Annotated in this window: 14 protein-coding genes; 8 read left to right on the top strand and 6 right to left on the bottom strand. The window is 37.7% G+C overall.

Annotation, left to right across the window (positions count from 1 at the left end; translation table 11 throughout):
• Positions 1-2 precede the first annotated feature (2 nt).
• The 4 genes from leuB (at position 3) to CRT24_RS04200 (ending at position 4,505) form a co-directional block, all read left to right on the top strand.
• Positions 3-1,076: a 3-isopropylmalate dehydrogenase gene (leuB, locus tag CRT24_RS04215; protein ID WP_099369999.1), complete on the top strand. Its 1,074-nt coding sequence runs from the start codon at positions 3-5 to the stop codon at positions 1,074-1,076.
• A 35-nt stretch (positions 1,077-1,111) separates the two neighbouring features.
• Positions 1,112-2,272 carry a 2-isopropylmalate synthase gene (locus CRT24_RS04210; protein WP_099369998.1) on the top strand — a complete coding sequence of 387 codons (1,161 nt, stop codon included), beginning with the start codon at positions 1,112-1,114 and terminating at the stop codon, positions 2,270-2,272.
• A gap of 57 nt (positions 2,273-2,329) precedes the next feature.
• Entirely contained in the window at positions 2,330-3,583 is a 1,254-nt protein-coding gene (gene ilvA, locus CRT24_RS04205) for a threonine ammonia-lyase IlvA (protein ID WP_099369997.1), read from the top strand.
• Between the two features lie 400 nt (positions 3,584-3,983).
• Positions 3,984-4,505, top strand: coding sequence for a DUF2911 domain-containing protein (locus tag CRT24_RS04200; RefSeq protein ID WP_099369996.1), 522 nt, complete (start codon positions 3,984-3,986; stop codon positions 4,503-4,505).
• A gap of 62 nt (positions 4,506-4,567) precedes the next feature.
• Here CRT24_RS04200 and CRT24_RS04195 read toward each other — a convergent pair whose 3' ends face one another.
• Complete coding sequence (locus tag CRT24_RS04195; protein WP_099369995.1) at positions 4,568-5,026, bottom strand: GNAT family N-acetyltransferase; 459 nt, start codon at positions 5,024-5,026, stop codon at positions 4,568-4,570.
• Between the two features lie 495 nt (positions 5,027-5,521).
• Between CRT24_RS04195 and CRT24_RS04190 the strand changes: the two genes are divergently transcribed.
• From CRT24_RS04190 to nrdF, 4 genes are all read left to right on the top strand, one after another.
• Positions 5,522-5,755: a glutaredoxin domain-containing protein gene (locus CRT24_RS04190; RefSeq protein ID WP_099369994.1), complete on the top strand. Its 234-nt coding sequence runs from the start codon at positions 5,522-5,524 to the stop codon at positions 5,753-5,755.
• 23 nt (positions 5,756-5,778) lie between these two features.
• Positions 5,779-6,186 carry a class Ib ribonucleoside-diphosphate reductase assembly flavoprotein NrdI gene (gene nrdI / locus CRT24_RS04185; protein WP_099369993.1) on the top strand — a complete coding sequence of 136 codons (408 nt, stop codon included), beginning with the start codon at positions 5,779-5,781 and terminating at the stop codon, positions 6,184-6,186.
• On the top strand, positions 6,146-8,251 hold the full coding sequence (gene nrdE / locus CRT24_RS04180) for a class 1b ribonucleoside-diphosphate reductase subunit alpha (protein WP_099369992.1): 2,106 nt from the start codon (positions 6,146-6,148) through the stop codon (positions 8,249-8,251). The genes nrdI and nrdE overlap by 41 nt, the downstream gene beginning before the upstream one ends.
• A 101-nt stretch (positions 8,252-8,352) precedes the next feature.
• Positions 8,353-9,339 carry a class 1b ribonucleoside-diphosphate reductase subunit beta gene (nrdF, locus tag CRT24_RS04175; RefSeq protein ID WP_099369991.1) on the top strand — a complete coding sequence of 329 codons (987 nt, stop codon included), beginning with the start codon at positions 8,353-8,355 and terminating at the stop codon, positions 9,337-9,339.
• A 145-nt stretch (positions 9,340-9,484) separates the two neighbouring features.
• Here nrdF and CRT24_RS04170 read toward each other — a convergent pair whose 3' ends face one another.
• The 5 genes from CRT24_RS04170 to CRT24_RS04150 form a co-directional block, all read right to left on the bottom strand.
• Complete coding sequence (locus CRT24_RS04170) at positions 9,485-11,119, bottom strand: RagB/SusD family nutrient uptake outer membrane protein (protein WP_099369990.1); 1,635 nt, start codon at positions 11,117-11,119, stop codon at positions 9,485-9,487.
• Positions 11,120-11,131: 12 nt separating this feature from the next.
• On the bottom strand, positions 11,132-14,176 hold the full coding sequence (locus CRT24_RS04165; protein ID WP_099369989.1) for a TonB-dependent receptor: 3,045 nt from the start codon (positions 14,174-14,176) through the stop codon (positions 11,132-11,134).
• A gap of 256 nt (positions 14,177-14,432) precedes the next feature.
• Positions 14,433-15,611 carry a glycoside hydrolase family 76 protein gene (locus CRT24_RS04160; protein ID WP_099369988.1) on the bottom strand — a complete coding sequence of 393 codons (1,179 nt, stop codon included), beginning with the start codon at positions 15,609-15,611 and terminating at the stop codon, positions 14,433-14,435.
• Positions 15,612-15,734: 123 nt separating this feature from the next.
• On the bottom strand, positions 15,735-17,450 hold the full coding sequence (locus tag CRT24_RS04155) for a GMC oxidoreductase (RefSeq protein WP_099369987.1): 1,716 nt from the start codon (positions 17,448-17,450) through the stop codon (positions 15,735-15,737).
• The gene (locus CRT24_RS04150; protein ID WP_099369986.1) at positions 17,450-17,929 is read right to left on the bottom strand and encodes a gluconate 2-dehydrogenase subunit 3 family protein; all 480 of its coding nucleotides are present in this window, start codon (positions 17,927-17,929) and stop codon (positions 17,450-17,452) included. Before CRT24_RS04150 ends, CRT24_RS04155 begins: the two co-directional genes overlap by 1 nt.
• Between the last annotated feature and the right edge of the window lie 35 nt (positions 17,930-17,964).

Here is a 17,964-nt window from a genome sequence, read left to right as displayed (position 1 = left end):
ACATGAAGAAAAACATTCTTATTATTCCTGGAGATGGTATCGGACAAGAAGTTACCACTTGGGGAAAAGAAGTTCTAAATAAAATTGCCGAGAAATATCATCATGAATTTATTTTTGATGAGGCAATCATGGGTCATACTGCCATTGAAGCAACAGGTAACCCTCTACCCGACGAAACGTTGGAGAAAGCAAAGGCTTCTGATGCGATATTATTTGGAGCGATAGGCCATGCTAAATATGACAATGATCCATCTGCGAAGGTTCGTCCTGAACAAGGGTTATTAAAAATCCGCAAGGAATTAGGCTTATATGCTAATCTTCGTCCTATTTTGTTGTTTGATGAACTTTTGGATGCATCCAGTTTAAAGCCTGAAGTTCTACGTGGAACAGACATTTTATTCTTCAGAGAATTGACAGGCGATGTTTACTTTGGTGAGAAAAAACGTAATGAAGACAACACATTTGCTTCAGATTTGATGAACTACAACCGTTACGAGGTTGATCGTATTGCTCGTAAGGCATTTGATGCAGCAAGGACGAGGAACAAAAAACTTTGTTCTGTTGATAAAGCAAATGTATTGGAGACATCAAGGTTGTGGAGAGAAGTAGTTCAGGAAATAGCCAAAGAATACCCTGATGTGGAGACTGAGCATATGTTCATCGACAATGCAGCGATGCAATTGGTTAAGAACCCTAAGAAATTTGATGTGGTATTGACAGCGAACCTTTTTGGAGATATCTTAACAGATGAAGCTTCGCAGATCGCGGGATCAATGGGTATGCTAGCATCTGCCTCGGTTGGTGATGGTACAGGTTTCTTTGAACCTATCCATGGTTCAGCACATGATATCGCCGGTCAGAACAAAGCTAATCCTTTGGCTTCTATTTTGTCAGCGGCATTGATGTTAGATATTGCTTTCGGACTACAGGAAGAAGCAAAAGAGGTTACTCAGGCAGTTGCAGATACACTGAAAGCAGGTTGGAGAACTGGCGATATTGCCAATGCGGAAACTCCAGCAGACAAAATATTGGGTACCAAAGAAATGGGTGCTAAGGTATTAGAGTTTTTAAAGTAGAAATTAATCAAGGTTTAAACATAAATTGAGACAATATGTTACACGATCCTAATCACTTATACATATTCGATACAACATTACGTGACGGTGAACAAGTGCCAGGTTGTCAATTGACAACTCCAGAGAAAATCGAAATTGCTAAAGATTTGGAACGCTTAGGGGTAGATATTATTGAAGCAGGATTTCCTGTATCTAGTCCTGGAGATTTCCAATCAGTAGTTGAGCTATCCAAAGCTGTAAATGATGTGATCATCTGTGCACTGACCCGTGCTAACATGAATGATATCGATGTTGCTGCAGATGCATTAAAACATGCTAAGAGACCCCGTATCCATACTGGAATTGGTTCTTCGGATATGCATATCAAATATAAATTCAACAGTACACGTGAGGAGATTCTTGAGCGTGCAGTTGCTGCTGTTAAACATGCTAAGAAATACGTTGAAGATGTAGAGTTTTATGCTGAAGATGCTGGTCGTGCTGATCTAGCTTTCTTAGCACAGATGATTGAAGCAGTTATCGCAGCTGGTGCTACAGTAGTCAATATTCCTGACACCAATGGATATTGCTTACCTGACCAATATGGCGCTAAAATCAAATATCTAAAAGAGAATGTCAGCAATATAGACCAAGCTATTATTTCGGCGCATTGCCACAATGATTTAGGTTTGGCAACAGCCAACTCTATTGCTGCAGTACAAAATGGTGCTCGTCAAGTTGAATGTACGATCAACGGAATTGGTGAACGTGCTGGTAACACTTCTTTGGAAGAGGTAGCTATGATTCTAAAAGTTCACAATCAAGCTTTTGGAGGTTTATCATCGAACATCGACAGTAAAATGTTCACTTATCTTTCGAGAAAAGTAAGCGAGATGATGAATATGCCGGTCCAACCAAATAAAGCAATCGTAGGACGCAATGCTTTTGCACATAGTTCTGGTATCCATCAAGACGGTTTCTTGAAACACCGAGAAAACTATGAGATTATACGTCCTGAGGATGTTGGATTAGCTGAAGCAGATATTATTTTGACTGCTCGTTCAGGACGTCATGCTTTGAAACATCACTTAGAACGTTTGGGCTATAACCTAGACAAAGATAAATTAGCAGATTGCTATCAAAGATTTTTAGTTATGGCAGATGCCAAGAAAGAAATTGTAGATGCGGATCTGTTGATATTGGTACAAGAAAACTAAGATAAAGGCTGGTTTTCCAGCCTTTTTTAAATCACCTAAACACCGAATGGAAAAAGAATGAGTTTGGACCTATCAACGATAACCATAGATTCTGTTGCTGCAAAAGAGCGCATCAAGGATGTGGTTACTCGTACACCATTACAATATAATTTACATCTCTCGGAGAAATACGGAGCTGATGTTTACTTAAAGAGAGAAGATCTGCAAGTTGTAAGATCTTACAAACTACGCGGAGCATTCAATAAGATATTGAGCTTATCTGAGGAAGAGAGGTCAAAAGGAGTTGTATGTGCGAGCGCAGGGAATCATGCGCAGGGTGTTGCCCTATCTTGCAAAAAACTAAACATCCACGGCGTAATCTTTATGCCTGGTCCAACTCCAAGACAGAAAATTACCCAAACTGAGATGTGGGGGAATGGCAATATTGAAATCATCTTAGTTGGCGATACATTTGATGATTGCCAGAAAGGTGCTTTGGAATATGCTAAAGATCATGGTATGACCTTCATTCCACCATTTGATGACCTCAAAGTTATTGAGGGTCAAGGCACAGTTGCGGTAGAGATCTTGGAAGACCTGCCTGATGTAGATGCAGTCTTTATCCCTATTGGTGGTGGTGGTCTATCTTCTGGTCTAAGTTACCATATGAAGAAGCACGCTCCAAATGTCAAGTGTTATGGAGTTGAACCTGAAGGGGCTCCTTCGATGCAAGCGGCATTACAGAATGGTGGTCCTATTGAACTAGAGCATATCAACAAGTTTGTAGATGGTGCAGCTGTCAAGAAGATCGGTGCATTGACCTATGATATCAGTTCTCAATTATTAGATAGTGTAAAGTCAATCCCTGAAGGGAAAATCTGTACGACGATTTTAGAATTGTACAATAAGGATGCTATAGTTGCGGAACCTGCTGGGGCATTGTCTATTGCTGCTTTGGATTTTCACAAGGAGGAGATCAAAGGTAAAAAAGTAGTTTGCGTAGTGTCTGGAGGAAACAATGATATTGATCGCATGAGCGAAATCAAAGAGCTATCATTATTGTATGAAGGGTTTAAACATTATTTCATTGTTCGTTTTCCACAAAGACCGGGAGCATTGAAGCTTTTGGTAACCGAGGTTTTAGGCCCCAAAGATGATATCACAAGGTTTGAATACATCAAAAAGACTGAGCGTGAAAGAGGTCCAGCATTAATTGGAATTGAATTAAACGATCCAAATGACTATATTACATTTATAGAAAGATTAAAGTCTTATAAATTTGACTTCATCGAAGTGAATAAAGACCAGACTTTATTTGAGTATTTAGTATAAAAACGCAACTAACCCTCCAAAATAAAGTAGATGCAACGGCTATTATATCATATGGTCGTTGCTTTTTTATTTAACGGATATTAACTCTTTTTTGACCATTTTGTTACAAAACAAATAAAAAAAGGACAGCTATCATTAAGGTAGATGTTTCCCGCCATCCGCTTCAATAGTTGTCCTAGATTCCTAAACTAAATAACTTTGCCTTTTTTATCAAAAGATCTTATTGTCTAAATTAATTGTTTGTTGTGTTAAGAAGTGTAAATAAATGATAATGTTCTCTTAAAATTATGTTCATTTCAGTTAGATACTTTTCAGTTATGGAACAATTAAAAATAAAAAACACAACAATTTTCATTATTTTCAGTTTATTAATAAGTTATAAACCAAAATTTTAGACACTATGAAAGCAACTACAATTCTATTGGCCTTGACCATGATATTGACTTTTTCATTTGCTCAGGCGCAAGACCAGAAACAGAAACCTAGCCCAGCGGACAGTTCAAAGGTTACTACCGACGATGGAGTGACTATTGATATTCACTACAGCAGCCCTTCGCTTAGGGGGAGACAACTGGGTGTTGATTTAGCAGAAGTAGGGAAAGTTTGGAGAACAGGAGCTAATGAGGCTACTACAGTAGAGTTTGATAAAAACGTTACGGTGAATGGGCAAAAACTTCCAGCAGGAAAATACAGCTTATATTCGATTCCTGGTGAAAACCAAACAACCATGATTTTCAACAAGACTTGGAAACAATGGGGAACCAAGTATGATGAAAAAGAAGATGCCTTAAGGGTGGTTGTTGACAATGAACAAAATTCAGACAATGTTGAGCGAATGAAAATCACTGCCGATAAGAATGGTAAAATCCATTTAGTATGGGGCAACTATGGCTTGGCAATGGATGTGAAAGCGGATAAGTAGAAAGAATCCGTAAACATAAGAGATTAAAAATGGGTGACCGTGTTTTTACGGCACCCATTTTTTTAAATCTCGAATCGCATTTCCAATAAGTTTGGTTTAAACCCAGCTTTCAAATATGCTTTTTTAGCAATTTCGTTTTCGTCGTATACATCCAATTTAACTTCTGTCAATCCTTTTTCTTTGGACCACTCAATCAGATTGTTTAAAATCTTTTGATTGATTCCATGTCCACGGTATGCTGGTTTGACGTACATAAATCCTAAATACGAATATTCTTCAAATTTCTGATATGGTTTTGCTTTTAGGATTTTGGCATAAACTGAGCCTACAATTTCATCATTAATGACTGCCAGCAATACCTCTGCTTTATCTGATCTAATCAGTTCAATTAAGTCATAATAGTGAATTTCTCCTGCCTTTAGGGAATTATCAAATGGTCTTTCAGCCTCAACGATGCCTTGTTCGAATTCGAGAAGTGTATTAATTTCAGATTCTCGCGCTTTCCTGATTTGCAGTTCCATATGATTTCGATAAGATTTATTTTTAATTTTCGATTTTAAAAACGGTGGTTTTAAGGGTTGATTCTTATTGCGTTCTTAACAATTGTTGATAAAGTTGCATCAATTTTTGTTCAAAGAACAGATTAAAATTTTATTTATCAATACGTTAAAAACTATATAACGTTTTTGGTTAAGAATAACAAAAAAAAGCGGTTAATTTTACAATAAAAACAGGATCGAATTACGTGTCAAAATTTACTATTAAAAGCAGTAGTCAAAGTTATCAACATAGTTACCAACCTGTAAAACAGCGCTTTACTAAATATCGAATAGTGCCACGGGTGTTTTAGGTTGATTTTGTGAATCGATGTGGAAAAGTATCGTTACCGCCTGGAAGAAAAATAAGGGATATTTGTTCTACTTGAGAAAATAACCTTCTCATTTCAGAACGTTTTTTTAATTATCATAAAGACCAAGGCTTAAATAAGCTATAATTCTTTTTAAACATAACATACCATGGCAAGAATCATTAAATTCGAAAAAAATGACTGTGCACCATGCGCACAAGTATCGGCATACCTTGACAACAAGGGCATCTCTTACGAAACAGTTAATCCTTTCGATGAGCCGGAATTAGCTGTTAGGTTTAAAGTTCGCACAGTACCTACCGTTATCGTATTGGAGAACGATGAAATCAAAAATCGTATCATAGGATTCAATCCTGCGGAGTTGGATCAAATCGCATTGTAAGACAATCATAAACTAGATAAATTATGATTTATTTATACTATGATTCACGAACAGGTAATGTTGAGCGCTTTATCAATAAAGTTGTTCAGATTACAGGCTGGACTGCTATCCGTATCCAAGAAGGAATGGAGATTCAAGAGTCGGGCCATTTAGTGACCTATACGACCAATTTTGGTAAGGTTTCTGAAAAAACTGATGCTTTCATGAGAGAGCAGAGCCATCTTATCCATTCGGTTACATCAAGTGGAAACCGCAACTGGGGAAGAAATTTCGCGGTGGCAGCGGACAAATTATCTGAAATATTCGACATCCCAACGGCGATGAAATTCGAACTTTCAGGAACAATGGAAGATATTAATCAATTTATTGACATCATAAAAAATCAGTACTATGATAGCAAACGAGGTAGCGAAAAACTGGATATTGCTTAACAACGAAATCATGATCAAACATGATGACGAGTTCAGCTTGCACAAGGATAAGGAAGCTGTAAGGGCTTATTTCCTTGAATATGTAAACAAGAACACTGTCTTCTTCTACACATTGAAGGAGAAAGTTGACTATTTGATTGAAAACGATTATTACATCGATTTCTATCAATGGTTTACTTTTGAGCAAATGGAAGAGGTATACAACTATGTATTTGCCAAGAAGTTCCGTTTCCAATCGTTCATGGCTGCTTTCAAGTTTTTCCAGAGCTACGCATTGCGTGATGACTCTGGCGAGAAATTCTTGGAACGCTATGAAGACCGCGTTGTTGCTGTTGCCTTGTTCTTGGCAAGAGAAGAAGGCGTACAGAAAGCTATCGAATATGCCGAGATCATGATTAATCAAGAATATCAGCCCGCTACCCCGACTTTCTTGAACGCTGGAAAAAAACGTTCCGGTGAATTAGTTTCTTGTTTCTTGGATGAAATTGGTGATAACTTGAATGGTATTGGCTATGCTGTTGATTCAGCGATGAAGCTATCCTCCATTGGTGGTGGTGTTTCATTCAATATCTCGAAAATCCGTGCTCGTGGTGAAGCAATTAAAGGTGTAGATGGCCGTGCTGGTGGGGTATTGCCTATCATGAAGATCATGGAAGACACATTCTCCTATGCAAATCAATTAGGTCAACGCCCTGGTGCTGGTGCAGTATACTTAAACATATTCCACTCTGATATCGAAGAATTCTTGGATTGTAAAAAAATCAACGTGGATGAGAAAGTTCGTATCAAATCGTTATCTATCGGTATTATCGTTCCTGATAAATTCATGGAATTGGCAGAGAAAGATGAACCATGTTATTTGATTTACCCTCACACCGTAATGCAAGAGTATGGTCAATACTTGGATGAGATAGACATGGACGTGATGTACGATGAATTGATCACCAACCCGAACGTTAAAAAGAAAAAAATCAATGCCCGTCACCTATTGGTGAAAATCGCTCAAACACAAAAAGAGTCAGGGTATCCTTATATCTTCTTTAAAGAAAACACAAACCGTGCGCATGCATTGAATGGAATAGGTAAAGTAAAATTCTCTAACCTATGTACAGAGATCATGCAAGTATCAGAAGTATCTGACATCAACATTTACGGTAAAGAAGACACTATCCGTTACGGTATCTCTTGTAACTTAGGTTCATTGAACATCGCTACAGTGATGGACAACAAACGCATCAAAGAAACAGTGAAAACTGCAATGAGAGCCCTTACTGTTGTTTCTGATGTAACGAACATTGAAATGGTTCCTTCTATTGCTAAAGCTAACCGTGAATTACATTCGGTAGGTTTGGGAGCAATGAACTTACATGGTTATTTAGCGAAAAGCTTTATCATGTACGAATCTACTGAGGCATTGGATTTTGCAAACATCTTCTTCATGACCATGAACTACTATTCAATAGAAGCTTCCATGGAAATTGCAAAAGAACGCCAAAAAACTTTCGTAGGATTCGAAAAATCAGCTTACGCTGATGGAACTTACTTCGACAAGTATATCTTACAAGAATATGCTCCTAAAACTGAAAAAGTAAAAGAACTATTCGAAGGAATCCATATCCCTACTGTTCAAGATTGGGAAAACTTGAAAGCACAAGTAGCTGAGCATGGCGTTTACCATGCATACCGTTTGGCAATTGCTCCAAATCAATCTACTTCTTACATTATGAATGCAACTGCATCTGTAATGCCAATCGTAGACATTATCGAAGTTAGAGAATATGGTGATAGTACTACCTACTACCCTATGCCATACTTGACAAATGACAACTACTTCTACTTCAAATCTGCATACGACATGGATCAGATGAAAGTGTTGAAATTAGTTTCTGTTATCCAACGTCACATTGACCAAGGTGTATCAACTATCCTTCACACCAACTCAAAAGATTCAACACGCGATCTTGCGAAGTACTACATTTACGCACATAAGTTAGGATTGAAATCCCTATACTATACCCGTACTCGTAAATCCACAATTGAGGAATGTATTTCATGCTCTGCATAATACAGAACCTTTAGAAAAAGACATATAATTCAGAGAAGCTGAACTGGGAATTGAGAAATATCCAGTTCAGCTTCTTTAACTAAAAGAAACAAAGAATAGCAATGAGTAAACAATTTACAGCGGTAAACTGGAACACTCCAGACAACGATTATGCGTTGATGTTCTGGGAACAGAATATCAGACAATTCTGGATCGATACGGAATATATTCCTTCAAAAGATATTGACAGCTGGAAAGGCTTGAGCTGGGACATGAAAGAGTGTTATAAAAAAGCTTTAGGTGGACTGACACTTTTGGATACCCTACAAAGCCATACAGGGATGCCAAAGATCATCGATCATATCAGCTCTTTGCAAAACAAAGCAGTTCTTTCATACATGTGTATGATGGAAGCTATCCACGCTAAATCATATTCAACCATCTTTACAACCGTTTCAACAACAAATGAAATCAACGATGTATTCGGATGGGTATCACAAAATAAATTCCTTCAATACAAAGCCTCTACAATCGATAAGTACTACCGTGCTATTGATAAAGAAAATGTATCTGATGAAGAATTATTCATGGCTTTGGGTGCATCTGTATTGTTAGAGTCATTCTTATTCTATTCTGGATTTTTCTTGCCTTTATGGTTGTGTGGTCAAGGACAAATGGTAGCTTCGGCTGATATTATCAAAAAGATCATTGCAGATGAATCTATCCATGGTGTATTTGTAGGGCTTATCGGCCAAGAAGTGTTTGCTAGACTGTCCAACAAAGCAGAAGTAAAACAACGCTTCCTGGAGCTATTAAATGACCTGTACGAGAACGAAATCAAGTACACAGAAGAATTGTACACTGTGGTTGGTTTAACAGCTGAGGTAAAAGAATACGTTCGTTATAACGGCAACAAGGCTTTGATGAACCTAGGTTTTGAGCCAATCTTTGAAGTAAAACAAGTGAATCCTATCGTATTGAATGGTTTGAATACAGAAACTACTCAACACGATTTCTTCTCGAAAAAATCTACGAACTACGAAAAAGCAACAGAGATCGTTCATTTGAAAAATGAAGATTTCCTATTGGATGCTACAGTAGAGATCTAATAAAAATACTCTTTGTTATAGAAAGCCTTCCAGGATAAATCTTGGAGGGCTTTTTTAATATCTATCCATTAGTACATGGTCTAAATAATAAAAACGGGCATGTACATAAATGCACACACCCGTAAAATATAACAAAGATAAATCCTTAGTATCCTGGGTTTTGCTGCAGGTTTGGATTAATTGCAATCTGTTGTTGAGGAATTGGGAACAATTCTTTATTCGGATCTCCGGTAGGTTTATGATCCCACCAAGCCGCTGTAGTGAATTTTCCAAAGCGAATAAGGTCTGTTCTACGTTTACCTTCAAAGATAAACTCGCGACCACGTTCTGCTAATAGTTCATCCAGCGTCAATTTTGCTGTGGTGTATTTATTAGCTTCCCAATCAGCAGCTGCAAACGAGCGTTTTCTTGAGGAATTGATCAAGTCAACAGCTTCTTGGTTCGCTGAGCCACCGTTTTTACGCATAATGGCTTCTGCTTTATTGAAAATTACTTCAGTCAAACGATAGATGATATAATCATTCTCTTGGTAATTATCATCTGAAAGACGTCCCGACTTGTATTTATTAAAGCGAGCACCTGAGTTTTCTTCACCTTGAGCCATAGATCCTTGTGAAGTTTTATCACCTTCACTTTCTCTACGGATAGAGTTAACAAAAACTAATGGTTGTTTCGCATATTCTTCTGTTCCTAACACTGGAGTTTTAGTTCCATATTTATATTGAGGACCAAATAGAAACCAATCTTTTTTACGAAGATCTTTTGCACCAAAGGCATCGAATGCGGTAGGTATTACTACAAATGCATTCCAACCTCCATACCCAACGTCCAAGGTTTCTTTCATATAGTCATATCCCATATAGAAACCACCCCAGTCAAATGTGAAACCACCTTTTCTACTAAATTGAAATTGGAATAGAGATTCAGGATTTGCACTGTTTGTATTACTAAAAACTGAATTAATATCAGCTGACAGTTTAGGTGCTCCACCAATACCCCCACCAGTACCTTTGATAACATTGTCAGCGGCAGCGATTGCTTGATCCCACATTGGGGTCCCAGCCCATTTCTGAGCGTTCAGATAAAGCTCTGAAAGCATAGCATAGCCCGCAGCTTTATTTACTTGACCTATTGTTTGAGCATCTAGGTTAGGTAATTTAGGAACCTCAGCCTCCAATTCTGTTTTAATAAATTCAAAAACTTCTTTTCGAGGTTTTGTTTCAGGGTTTAAAGGTTTATCGGCCACTTCCACTGAAATCGGAATATTTCCCCAAAGATCAATTGCTCTCATATAATGATAAGCACGGAGTACCTTTAACTGGGCAATAACTTGATTTCTTTCTTCCTCAGTCATATCAATAGCATTGATGTCCAAGGATTCGATATCTGCAATAGCACCATTGATATATCCTATACCAGTCCACATTAAATCCCAAGAAGTTTTCCCTCTGTTTTCTGTAGCTGTCCAGGTATGGTAATGCATGCGGAAGTGGTCTCCCCCATCATAACCATGGCGTCCTTTTTGAGGCCAAGCAACTTGGTCTGCTGACAGTTCAGAATGATAATAAAAACCTGAGTTACCAGTTGGAGCCAACCATGCCTGCATATGAGTCATTGGGCGCAAGGCAGCCTGCATGACTTCCAGTTTATTCTTATAGAAACTATCTTTCTCTAAGGTGCTGTACAGATTCTCATCCAAATTGGTACAGCTGGAAAGACTTGCCGTAGCAATCATCGTTGCTACTGTAAATCGTATTGCTTTTTTATTAAATAATTTCATGTTTCTTCTCCCTTAAAAACCAATATTAAGTCCTAAAGACCAAGATTGCGTTCTTGGATAGAACCCTCTTGAATCAATTGCACCATTAAATCCTGTATCTTGCAATTCCGGATCAATTCCTGAATACTTAGTAAATGTTGCTAAGTTTCGAACCGTTAGATACACATACATATTTCTTAAGTAATCATTCTTCATATTGAAGTTGTAACCTAAAGTCACATTGTCAATTTTCACGAAAGATCCATTTTCAAGGTAATAGTCAGAGTATTGAGGATCATCTTTTAGATCAGCATGCTTTCCGAAGGCAGATTCCAAAACGTTGTTTGGCAACCATTTTTGATTTCCAAAGAACATATCCGCAGTGTTCAAGATGTCGTATTTAAATTTACCTCTCAGGAATACCGTTAAATCAAGTCCTTTGTAGCTGAATCTATTTCCTAATGATGCTTGGTATTTAGGAATACCATTCCCGATATAAGTTAGGTCATCATTGTTGATTTCACTTGCTGGCGCTGTTGAACCATCCGCTTTGTAGAATAACCACTTGCCTTCTTCATCCAATCCAGCATAGCGCTTACCATAGAATGAACCCACTTCACCACCTTCTTCAAGTCTTACTGCATTACCTAAGTTTCCTGGTGAAGGAAGACCTCCAAATTCTAACCAGTTACTTTGGAAAATATCACTTGAAAGTTTCGTCAACTTATTTTTTTGGTAGTTAGCTGTGAAATCAACTTGCCAAGTAAAGTCATCTTTAACAATCGGAGTACCTGTTAATTGAATTTCAACCCCTTTGTTTACTACTGAACCTACATTGTACCAAATACTTGATTGAACGTATGAAGGTAACTGTGCGTTGTATTGATAAAGTAAATCTTTGGTGTTCCTTTGATAAACGTCAATCGCACCAGTTAATCTGTTGTTGAACAAGCCAAAGTCCAAACCAATGTTTGTTTCTGCTTTTTGCTCCCATTTCAAATCAGGGTTCGGGTTTGTATTCACACCATATGTTTGGTAATAAACACCATCTTGAGGATAAACACCACCTGTACCTAATGTAATTAATGATAGGTAGTTAGGGATACCCTGGTTACCAGTAACACCGTAACCCACACGAAGTTTTAAATCATTGACAACTTCTTTATTGGTGAAGAAGTCTTCATTGGTGATGGTCCAACCTGCAGAAACCGCTGGGAAGTTACCCCATTTGTTATTAGCACCAAACCTTGATGAACCCTCACGACGTAAAATCGCTGTCAAAAAGTATTTGTCAGCATAGTTATAATTTACACGTCCAAAAAATGCAACTAATGTATTATCATCTTTAAATGAGTTCAACCCTGGTCTAGGTAATTTATCATTGGTGATTGCCGTACCTGACCCAAAATTCCAATCCAAAAATCCATCAGTGGTAAAACCACTATTTGACATATCAAAATATTCTAAGGTTGAGTATTGGTAACTATAACCTAGTAATCCTGTAATCGTATGGTTGTCATTAAAAGTTTTGTTGTAGTCAATGGTACTTTCAAAAGTCTTGGTCCAGCTCAGTTCATTTCTTTTGTAGGCATACCCTGTACCTTGATAATTTGATTCAGGTCTTTGATCCCAATCTAACCTTGAACGGTATTGACGGCCATTCCAGTTATCACGTACGTAGGAACCGAACGCTGAAACGCTTAATTCATCGATGATTTGATATTTCAAACGTGCATCACCGGAGAAAGTCTGTTGATTTCTATCATCCAAGCGGTAAGCAAAACGACTGATTGGATTGTAGTTGTTAAATTCTTGAGTTTGGTAGTAGGTTCCATCAGGATTCATGATTGGAGCCGTTGGATTTCTTTGAACTGCTTGCTCAAAATCCGGAACGTTCTCACTATCATCCGCTTTTTTACCACCTAATAAATTTGCCTTATTAAAGTTTGCAGCAATGTTTGCTGACATGGTCAATTTATCATTGAAACCAGTTTGTGTAAAATTAATACGACCACCAAATTGATCTCTGCCGTTTTCTTTAGCTATACCTTTTGCTTGTTCATAATTAAAGGAAGCACGGTAGGTCGAGTTTTCTCCACCACCACTTGCAATAAAATTATGGAAGTGAGAGAAATTATCTTTATTGATTAGTTCATCATACAAATCTGTTGTGGCTCCGAGATCCAATTTAGGTCTGTTCATTCCTTGGACAACCTTTTCACGGAATTGTGCAGCATCCAACATTGTTGGCCTTCTATTTACAATCTCTGTTTGGCCATAGGTTAAATATTCAAACTGTGGTTTTCCGGCTTTTCCTTTTTTGGTAGTTACCAAAATTACACCACCATTACCACGGGTACCATAAATAGCTGCTGCAGAACCATCCTTCAATACATCAATCGATTCGATATCACCTTGTTTGATTAGATCTAGGCTACCACCTGGTATACCGTCGATTACGACCAAAGGACTATTAGTTCCTTTTAAAGAAGCCATACCACGCAATTGGATATTAGTTCCAGAGTTTGGGTTACTACCTTGAGCTCTGGTAATATTCAAACCAGCCACTTTACCTTGTACTAATTCCATTGGGTTTCTCATTCCCCCACGGTTGAAATCTTTTTCTTTTACTGAAGCTACTGCAGAAGTAATTTCTTTACGCTTTTGCGTACCGTATCCTACAACTACGACCTCATCAAGTGATTCTGAATCGGGTGTCAAAACCACATTAGCTGTTGCTGAAGTTACCGGGAATTCTTGTGCTGTAAAACCGATGAAACTCACTTGTAGCACGTCCCCATTTTCGGCAGCAATGCTGAAGTTACCAGCATCGTCGGTTTGTGCTGCTGCATCTTTTCCTTTTACACGAATGGTTACTCCGGAAAGAGCTTCTCCAGTAGCACCATTTTTCACCGTCCCCGTAACTGTTTGCTGAAACTCAACCCTCTCAATTGACGTCTCTTCAGAGTAAGGTACCGAAGCAGCATATCCATAGCTGCAAGCCATCAGAGCAAAGCATAAAATACTCCCTCTGACAAAGCCTTTCCGATACATTTTTGAACTGTAAATGTTTGGCATGTTAATTAACGTTAATGAATAAATAATTTTAAAAGGTCTATAAACTAATATTTTACAATAAAACGTTTTAGCTAGATGTGAAAACAGAATTATTCTGCAATAACACAAATTACATAACGAAAAATTAAAGCAAATATTATCCCGTTTACAACTAGATTGATGTAAATTAGAAAAAATATGTTAAAAAACTTTAGCTAAGTGAGAAAGTTTAGTAAAAATTATTAGAAGTGTAGCTAAAACAATTAAGCTAATTATGTTATAAAACCGAAGCTATTCGAGCATACATCTCAACCATTGCAAGCTGATCTAATAACCATTTCTTATTAGTCGTTTTTTGACCAGACCAGTCCTTTTGAAATAGACCATTTTCATCTCTTAAATCCGTCCACGCATAGTTCAGATTATCAATGAAATTATTCAGATAAAGTGGATTTTTGTCAACATGAAATAGCTCCACATATCCCCGTAACATCACTGCTATGAACCATGCATCTGAATTCTTCAGTAACTTGAAATCTTTAGATGAATTTTCAGAAGAATGAAAGAAATAATTATATCCTGATGCAGCAATGGCTAGCGCATCATTTAGGTATTTTTGTTCATTAGTAATTTTGTGCAGCAAAACTGCAGATTGTAACATTTGACCCGAATTATAAGGAAACTTTGTTTTGTTCACCTTTCCAGATAAACTGATATTATCGTAATACAGATGATCTTCTTTGTCTTCCAAATTTTCCTTTGTCCATTGGTAAAGAGAAATAGCTTTGTCCAAATATTCTTTTTTGTTGGTCGCTTGGTAGAGCTTCAATAGATAAACTACTGCAGGAGCATTGGAACAAGTATTTTTGGATTCTTTCTTCTGTTCACACCAATAGATGCCACCACCTAATTTATCATCCATACCACTTTCCACAAATTTCCATATCTCTTCGGATTTTGCTAAGAAAGATTTGTCTTTGGTATTTAGGTAAAGATCTGCGAAATCTATACCTAACCAAACATTATCATCATAAAAGCGATCTGATTGCGGAGCCGAACTTACATATGAAGCATATCCGTATGGAGATCTTTTATCGTAATAATGTTGGAGGCCAGGCAATACAGTAGACCTAATATCTTTCAAAATAGATTTATCCATATTGATTTCGTACCGTGCAACTTGGGCAGATAATGAACCTGAGAATGGCCATAGGTATGAATAAGCATTTCCTTTTGAAGCCTGTTCAGGTCCTGCTAAATAACTGGCTTTGTAACTTTCATCATATGGATAATTCTCACGTAGCAACTTCTCTCCCTTAATTCCAAAATGTTTATAGATGGAATCCAATGTTATTTTTGCCTTGTCAGCAAATCCTTTCTCGGATTTTAGTGATTGGGAAAATAACTGAGTTGTACATAAAATACAAAAGAATATAAAGATGAAAAGTCTTTTCATGATCACGGTTTTTTGATAATTATAAAAGGAACAGGGTTCCAGCAGGTTGACAGAACCTAGGATGGTTCTTATTATTAAAATCCATTGAATAAAATAATTTATTCAATGGACTATTATTTCATATTAAATATTTCCTTTTTTCAGCTCATTTACAGCATGGTCTACAGCTCTTGCCGAGAATGCCATATAGGTCAAAGAAGGATTTTGAGTTGATGTGGATGTCATACTTGCTCCATCCGTCACGAAAACATTAGGACATGCATGAATTTGATTCCAACTATTCAGAACCGAGGTTTTTGGGTCCAGCCCCATTCTTGCCCCACCCATTTCATGGATATCCAATCCAGGAGCTTGAGAGCTTTCATTTCGACGGATATTTTTGAATCCAGCCTGTGTGAACATCTCTTCCATAGTATCCAGATAGTCCTTTTTCATCTTGGCATCATTGTCGTCATAATCCACCGAAATCTTTAATAGAGGTATGCCCCATTCATCTTTTTGAGTGGCATCAAGAGCAACAAAATTTGACTCCTTAGGAATTGTTTCTCCCATCATGTGCGAGCCTACGCCCCAATTTCCAAATTTTGGAGATAGAATAGAATTTTTAAGATCCTCCCCTAAGCCAGATTCATCTGCCCACGAAGAACGATAAGCGCCGAACCCAGCTGCATAACCTCTCAAGAAATCGGTCTCTTGTTTATGAAGATTTCTAAATCTTGGAATATAACCTCCTCCGGCAGGATTTCTACCATCGGTTTTATAATCCAAGAAGCCTTCGTACTCAGCACTTATCCTTGCGCTATAATTGTGGAAAGCAACATATTTACCCAAGGTGCCAGAATCATTTCCTAGCCCATTTTGAAACCTATTGGACTTAGAATTCAAAAGAATTAAGGTAGAATTCAATGCTGCAGCATTAACAAAGATAACCTTAGCATAGAAATCAATTTCTTCTTTAGTTTCCCTGTCGATTACCTTCACTCCCACTGCTTTTCCTTTGTCTTCATCATATAAAACTGAATGAACAACAGAATTCGGTCTCATGGTTAGATTTCCGGTTTTTGCTGCCCAAGGCAAGGTTGAGGCATTTGAACTGAAATATCCCCCAAACGGACAACCTCTCTGGCACAACGTTCTGTTTTGACATTGAACCCTTCCTTGGTCTAAGTGGATTTGATTGGGTTTTGAAAGATGTGCACATCTCGCCGAGATAACTTTCCGCCCCGGGAATTTAGTTTCCACTTGTTCTTTAAAATATTTCTCGACAATATTCAAAGGGTAGCCAGGCAGAAATTCTCCGTCAGGCAACTCAGGCAGACCATCTTTATTGCCTGAGATTCCAGCGAAACGTTCTACGTGATCATACCACGGTTTGATATCTTTATAACGGATGGGCCAATCGACTGCAAATCCATCGCGTGCAGGACCTTCAAAATCAAAATCTGACCAGCGTTGAGTCTGTCTTGCCCACAATAATGACTTACCACCCACCTGATATCCCCTGATCCAATCAAATGGTTTTTCTTGCACATAGGGATGTTCTTTGTCCTTCACAAAAAAATGTGCCGCATCTTCATGGAAAGCATAGCACCTGGTTACAATAGGATTTTCTTGCTTTACAGCATAGGGCAATTCATTGCGATGTTCAAATTCCCAAGGATAAAGATTGGTAGTGGGATAATCTTTGATATGTTTTACATCTCTACCTCGTTCAAGAACGAGCGTTTTTAATCCTTTTTCACAGAGTTCTTTTGCAGACCAGCCTCCAGAAATTCCTGAGCCAATGACAATGGCATCATACGTGCGATTTTTCTCAGAATCAATATTCAAATTTGCCATTATCCTACTATCTTAAAAGCACCATTGTATCTTCCTGGCACTAATTCATAAACTAATTTATTCTTCATGACATATTCAGAGTTTTTATAGCCCTGAATTGTTCTTCTTTTCAGAATATTAAAGAAAACATCATCTTGAGGAAGAGCTTTCAAATAAGCAATTTGCTCAGCGGCAGATTTTCCTTTTATTTTTTCGGCCGTCTTGAGGCCCTCTAGAAATTTCTTTTGATCTTCTGGACTGGTGCAATCATCCAGCATTTTCATCACAAATAAGTGCAGGTTCAGGTCCTTTCCACCAGAACTATCCGTTTTGGGAATGATAGTTTCGACAAGTTCAGACAAGAAAAGTTCATCATCTGAATCAAGTTTAACGTTGTTTAATTGTATACTGGTTGCTTTTGAACTAAAATCGCAGGAAGTAGCAATCATCATACCGCCCGCGATTATAAACATTTGCTTTAAAGCTGTCCGTCTGTCCATAGGTTTATAATCTAGTTTCCTAAATTACAAATTTA

Origin of the sequence: Sphingobacterium sp. 1.A.5, from assembly GCF_002734235.1 — a bacterium.
GTDB classification, from domain to species: Bacteria; Bacteroidota; Bacteroidia; order Sphingobacteriales; family Sphingobacteriaceae; genus Sphingobacterium; species Sphingobacterium daejeonense.
This window is presented reverse-complemented; position numbering and strand designations above follow the sequence as displayed.

What these genes read in the sequence shown, in the direction of transcription:
- leuB (WP_099369999.1), top strand. Translation starts at nt 3, where the DNA reads ATGAAGAAAAACATTCTTATTATTCCTGGAGATGGTATCGGACAAGAA.
- CRT24_RS04210 (WP_099369998.1), top strand. Translation starts at nt 1,112, where the DNA reads ATGTTACACGATCCTAATCACTTATACATATTCGATACAACATTACGT.
- ilvA (WP_099369997.1), top strand. Translation starts at nt 2,330, where the DNA reads ATGAGTTTGGACCTATCAACGATAACCATAGATTCTGTTGCTGCAAAA.
- CRT24_RS04200 (WP_099369996.1), top strand. Translation starts at nt 3,984, where the DNA reads ATGAAAGCAACTACAATTCTATTGGCCTTGACCATGATATTGACTTTT.
- CRT24_RS04195 (WP_099369995.1), bottom strand. Translation starts at nt 5,026, where the DNA reads ATGGAACTGCAAATCAGGAAAGCGCGAGAATCTGAAATTAATACACTT.
- CRT24_RS04190 (WP_099369994.1), top strand. Translation starts at nt 5,522, where the DNA reads ATGGCAAGAATCATTAAATTCGAAAAAAATGACTGTGCACCATGCGCA.
- nrdI (WP_099369993.1), top strand. Translation starts at nt 5,779, where the DNA reads ATGATTTATTTATACTATGATTCACGAACAGGTAATGTTGAGCGCTTT.
- nrdE (WP_099369992.1), top strand. Translation starts at nt 6,146, where the DNA reads ATGATAGCAAACGAGGTAGCGAAAAACTGGATATTGCTTAACAACGAA.
- nrdF (WP_099369991.1), top strand. Translation starts at nt 8,353, where the DNA reads ATGAGTAAACAATTTACAGCGGTAAACTGGAACACTCCAGACAACGAT.
- CRT24_RS04170 (WP_099369990.1), bottom strand. Translation starts at nt 11,119, where the DNA reads ATGAAATTATTTAATAAAAAAGCAATACGATTTACAGTAGCAACGATG.
- CRT24_RS04165 (WP_099369989.1), bottom strand. Translation starts at nt 14,176, where the DNA reads ATGCCAAACATTTACAGTTCAAAAATGTATCGGAAAGGCTTTGTCAGA.
- CRT24_RS04160 (WP_099369988.1), bottom strand. Translation starts at nt 15,611, where the DNA reads ATGAAAAGACTTTTCATCTTTATATTCTTTTGTATTTTATGTACAACT.
- CRT24_RS04155 (WP_099369987.1), bottom strand. Translation starts at nt 17,450, where the DNA reads ATGGCAAATTTGAATATTGATTCTGAGAAAAATCGCACGTATGATGCC.
- CRT24_RS04150 (WP_099369986.1), bottom strand. Translation starts at nt 17,929, where the DNA reads ATGGACAGACGGACAGCTTTAAAGCAAATGTTTATAATCGCGGGCGGT.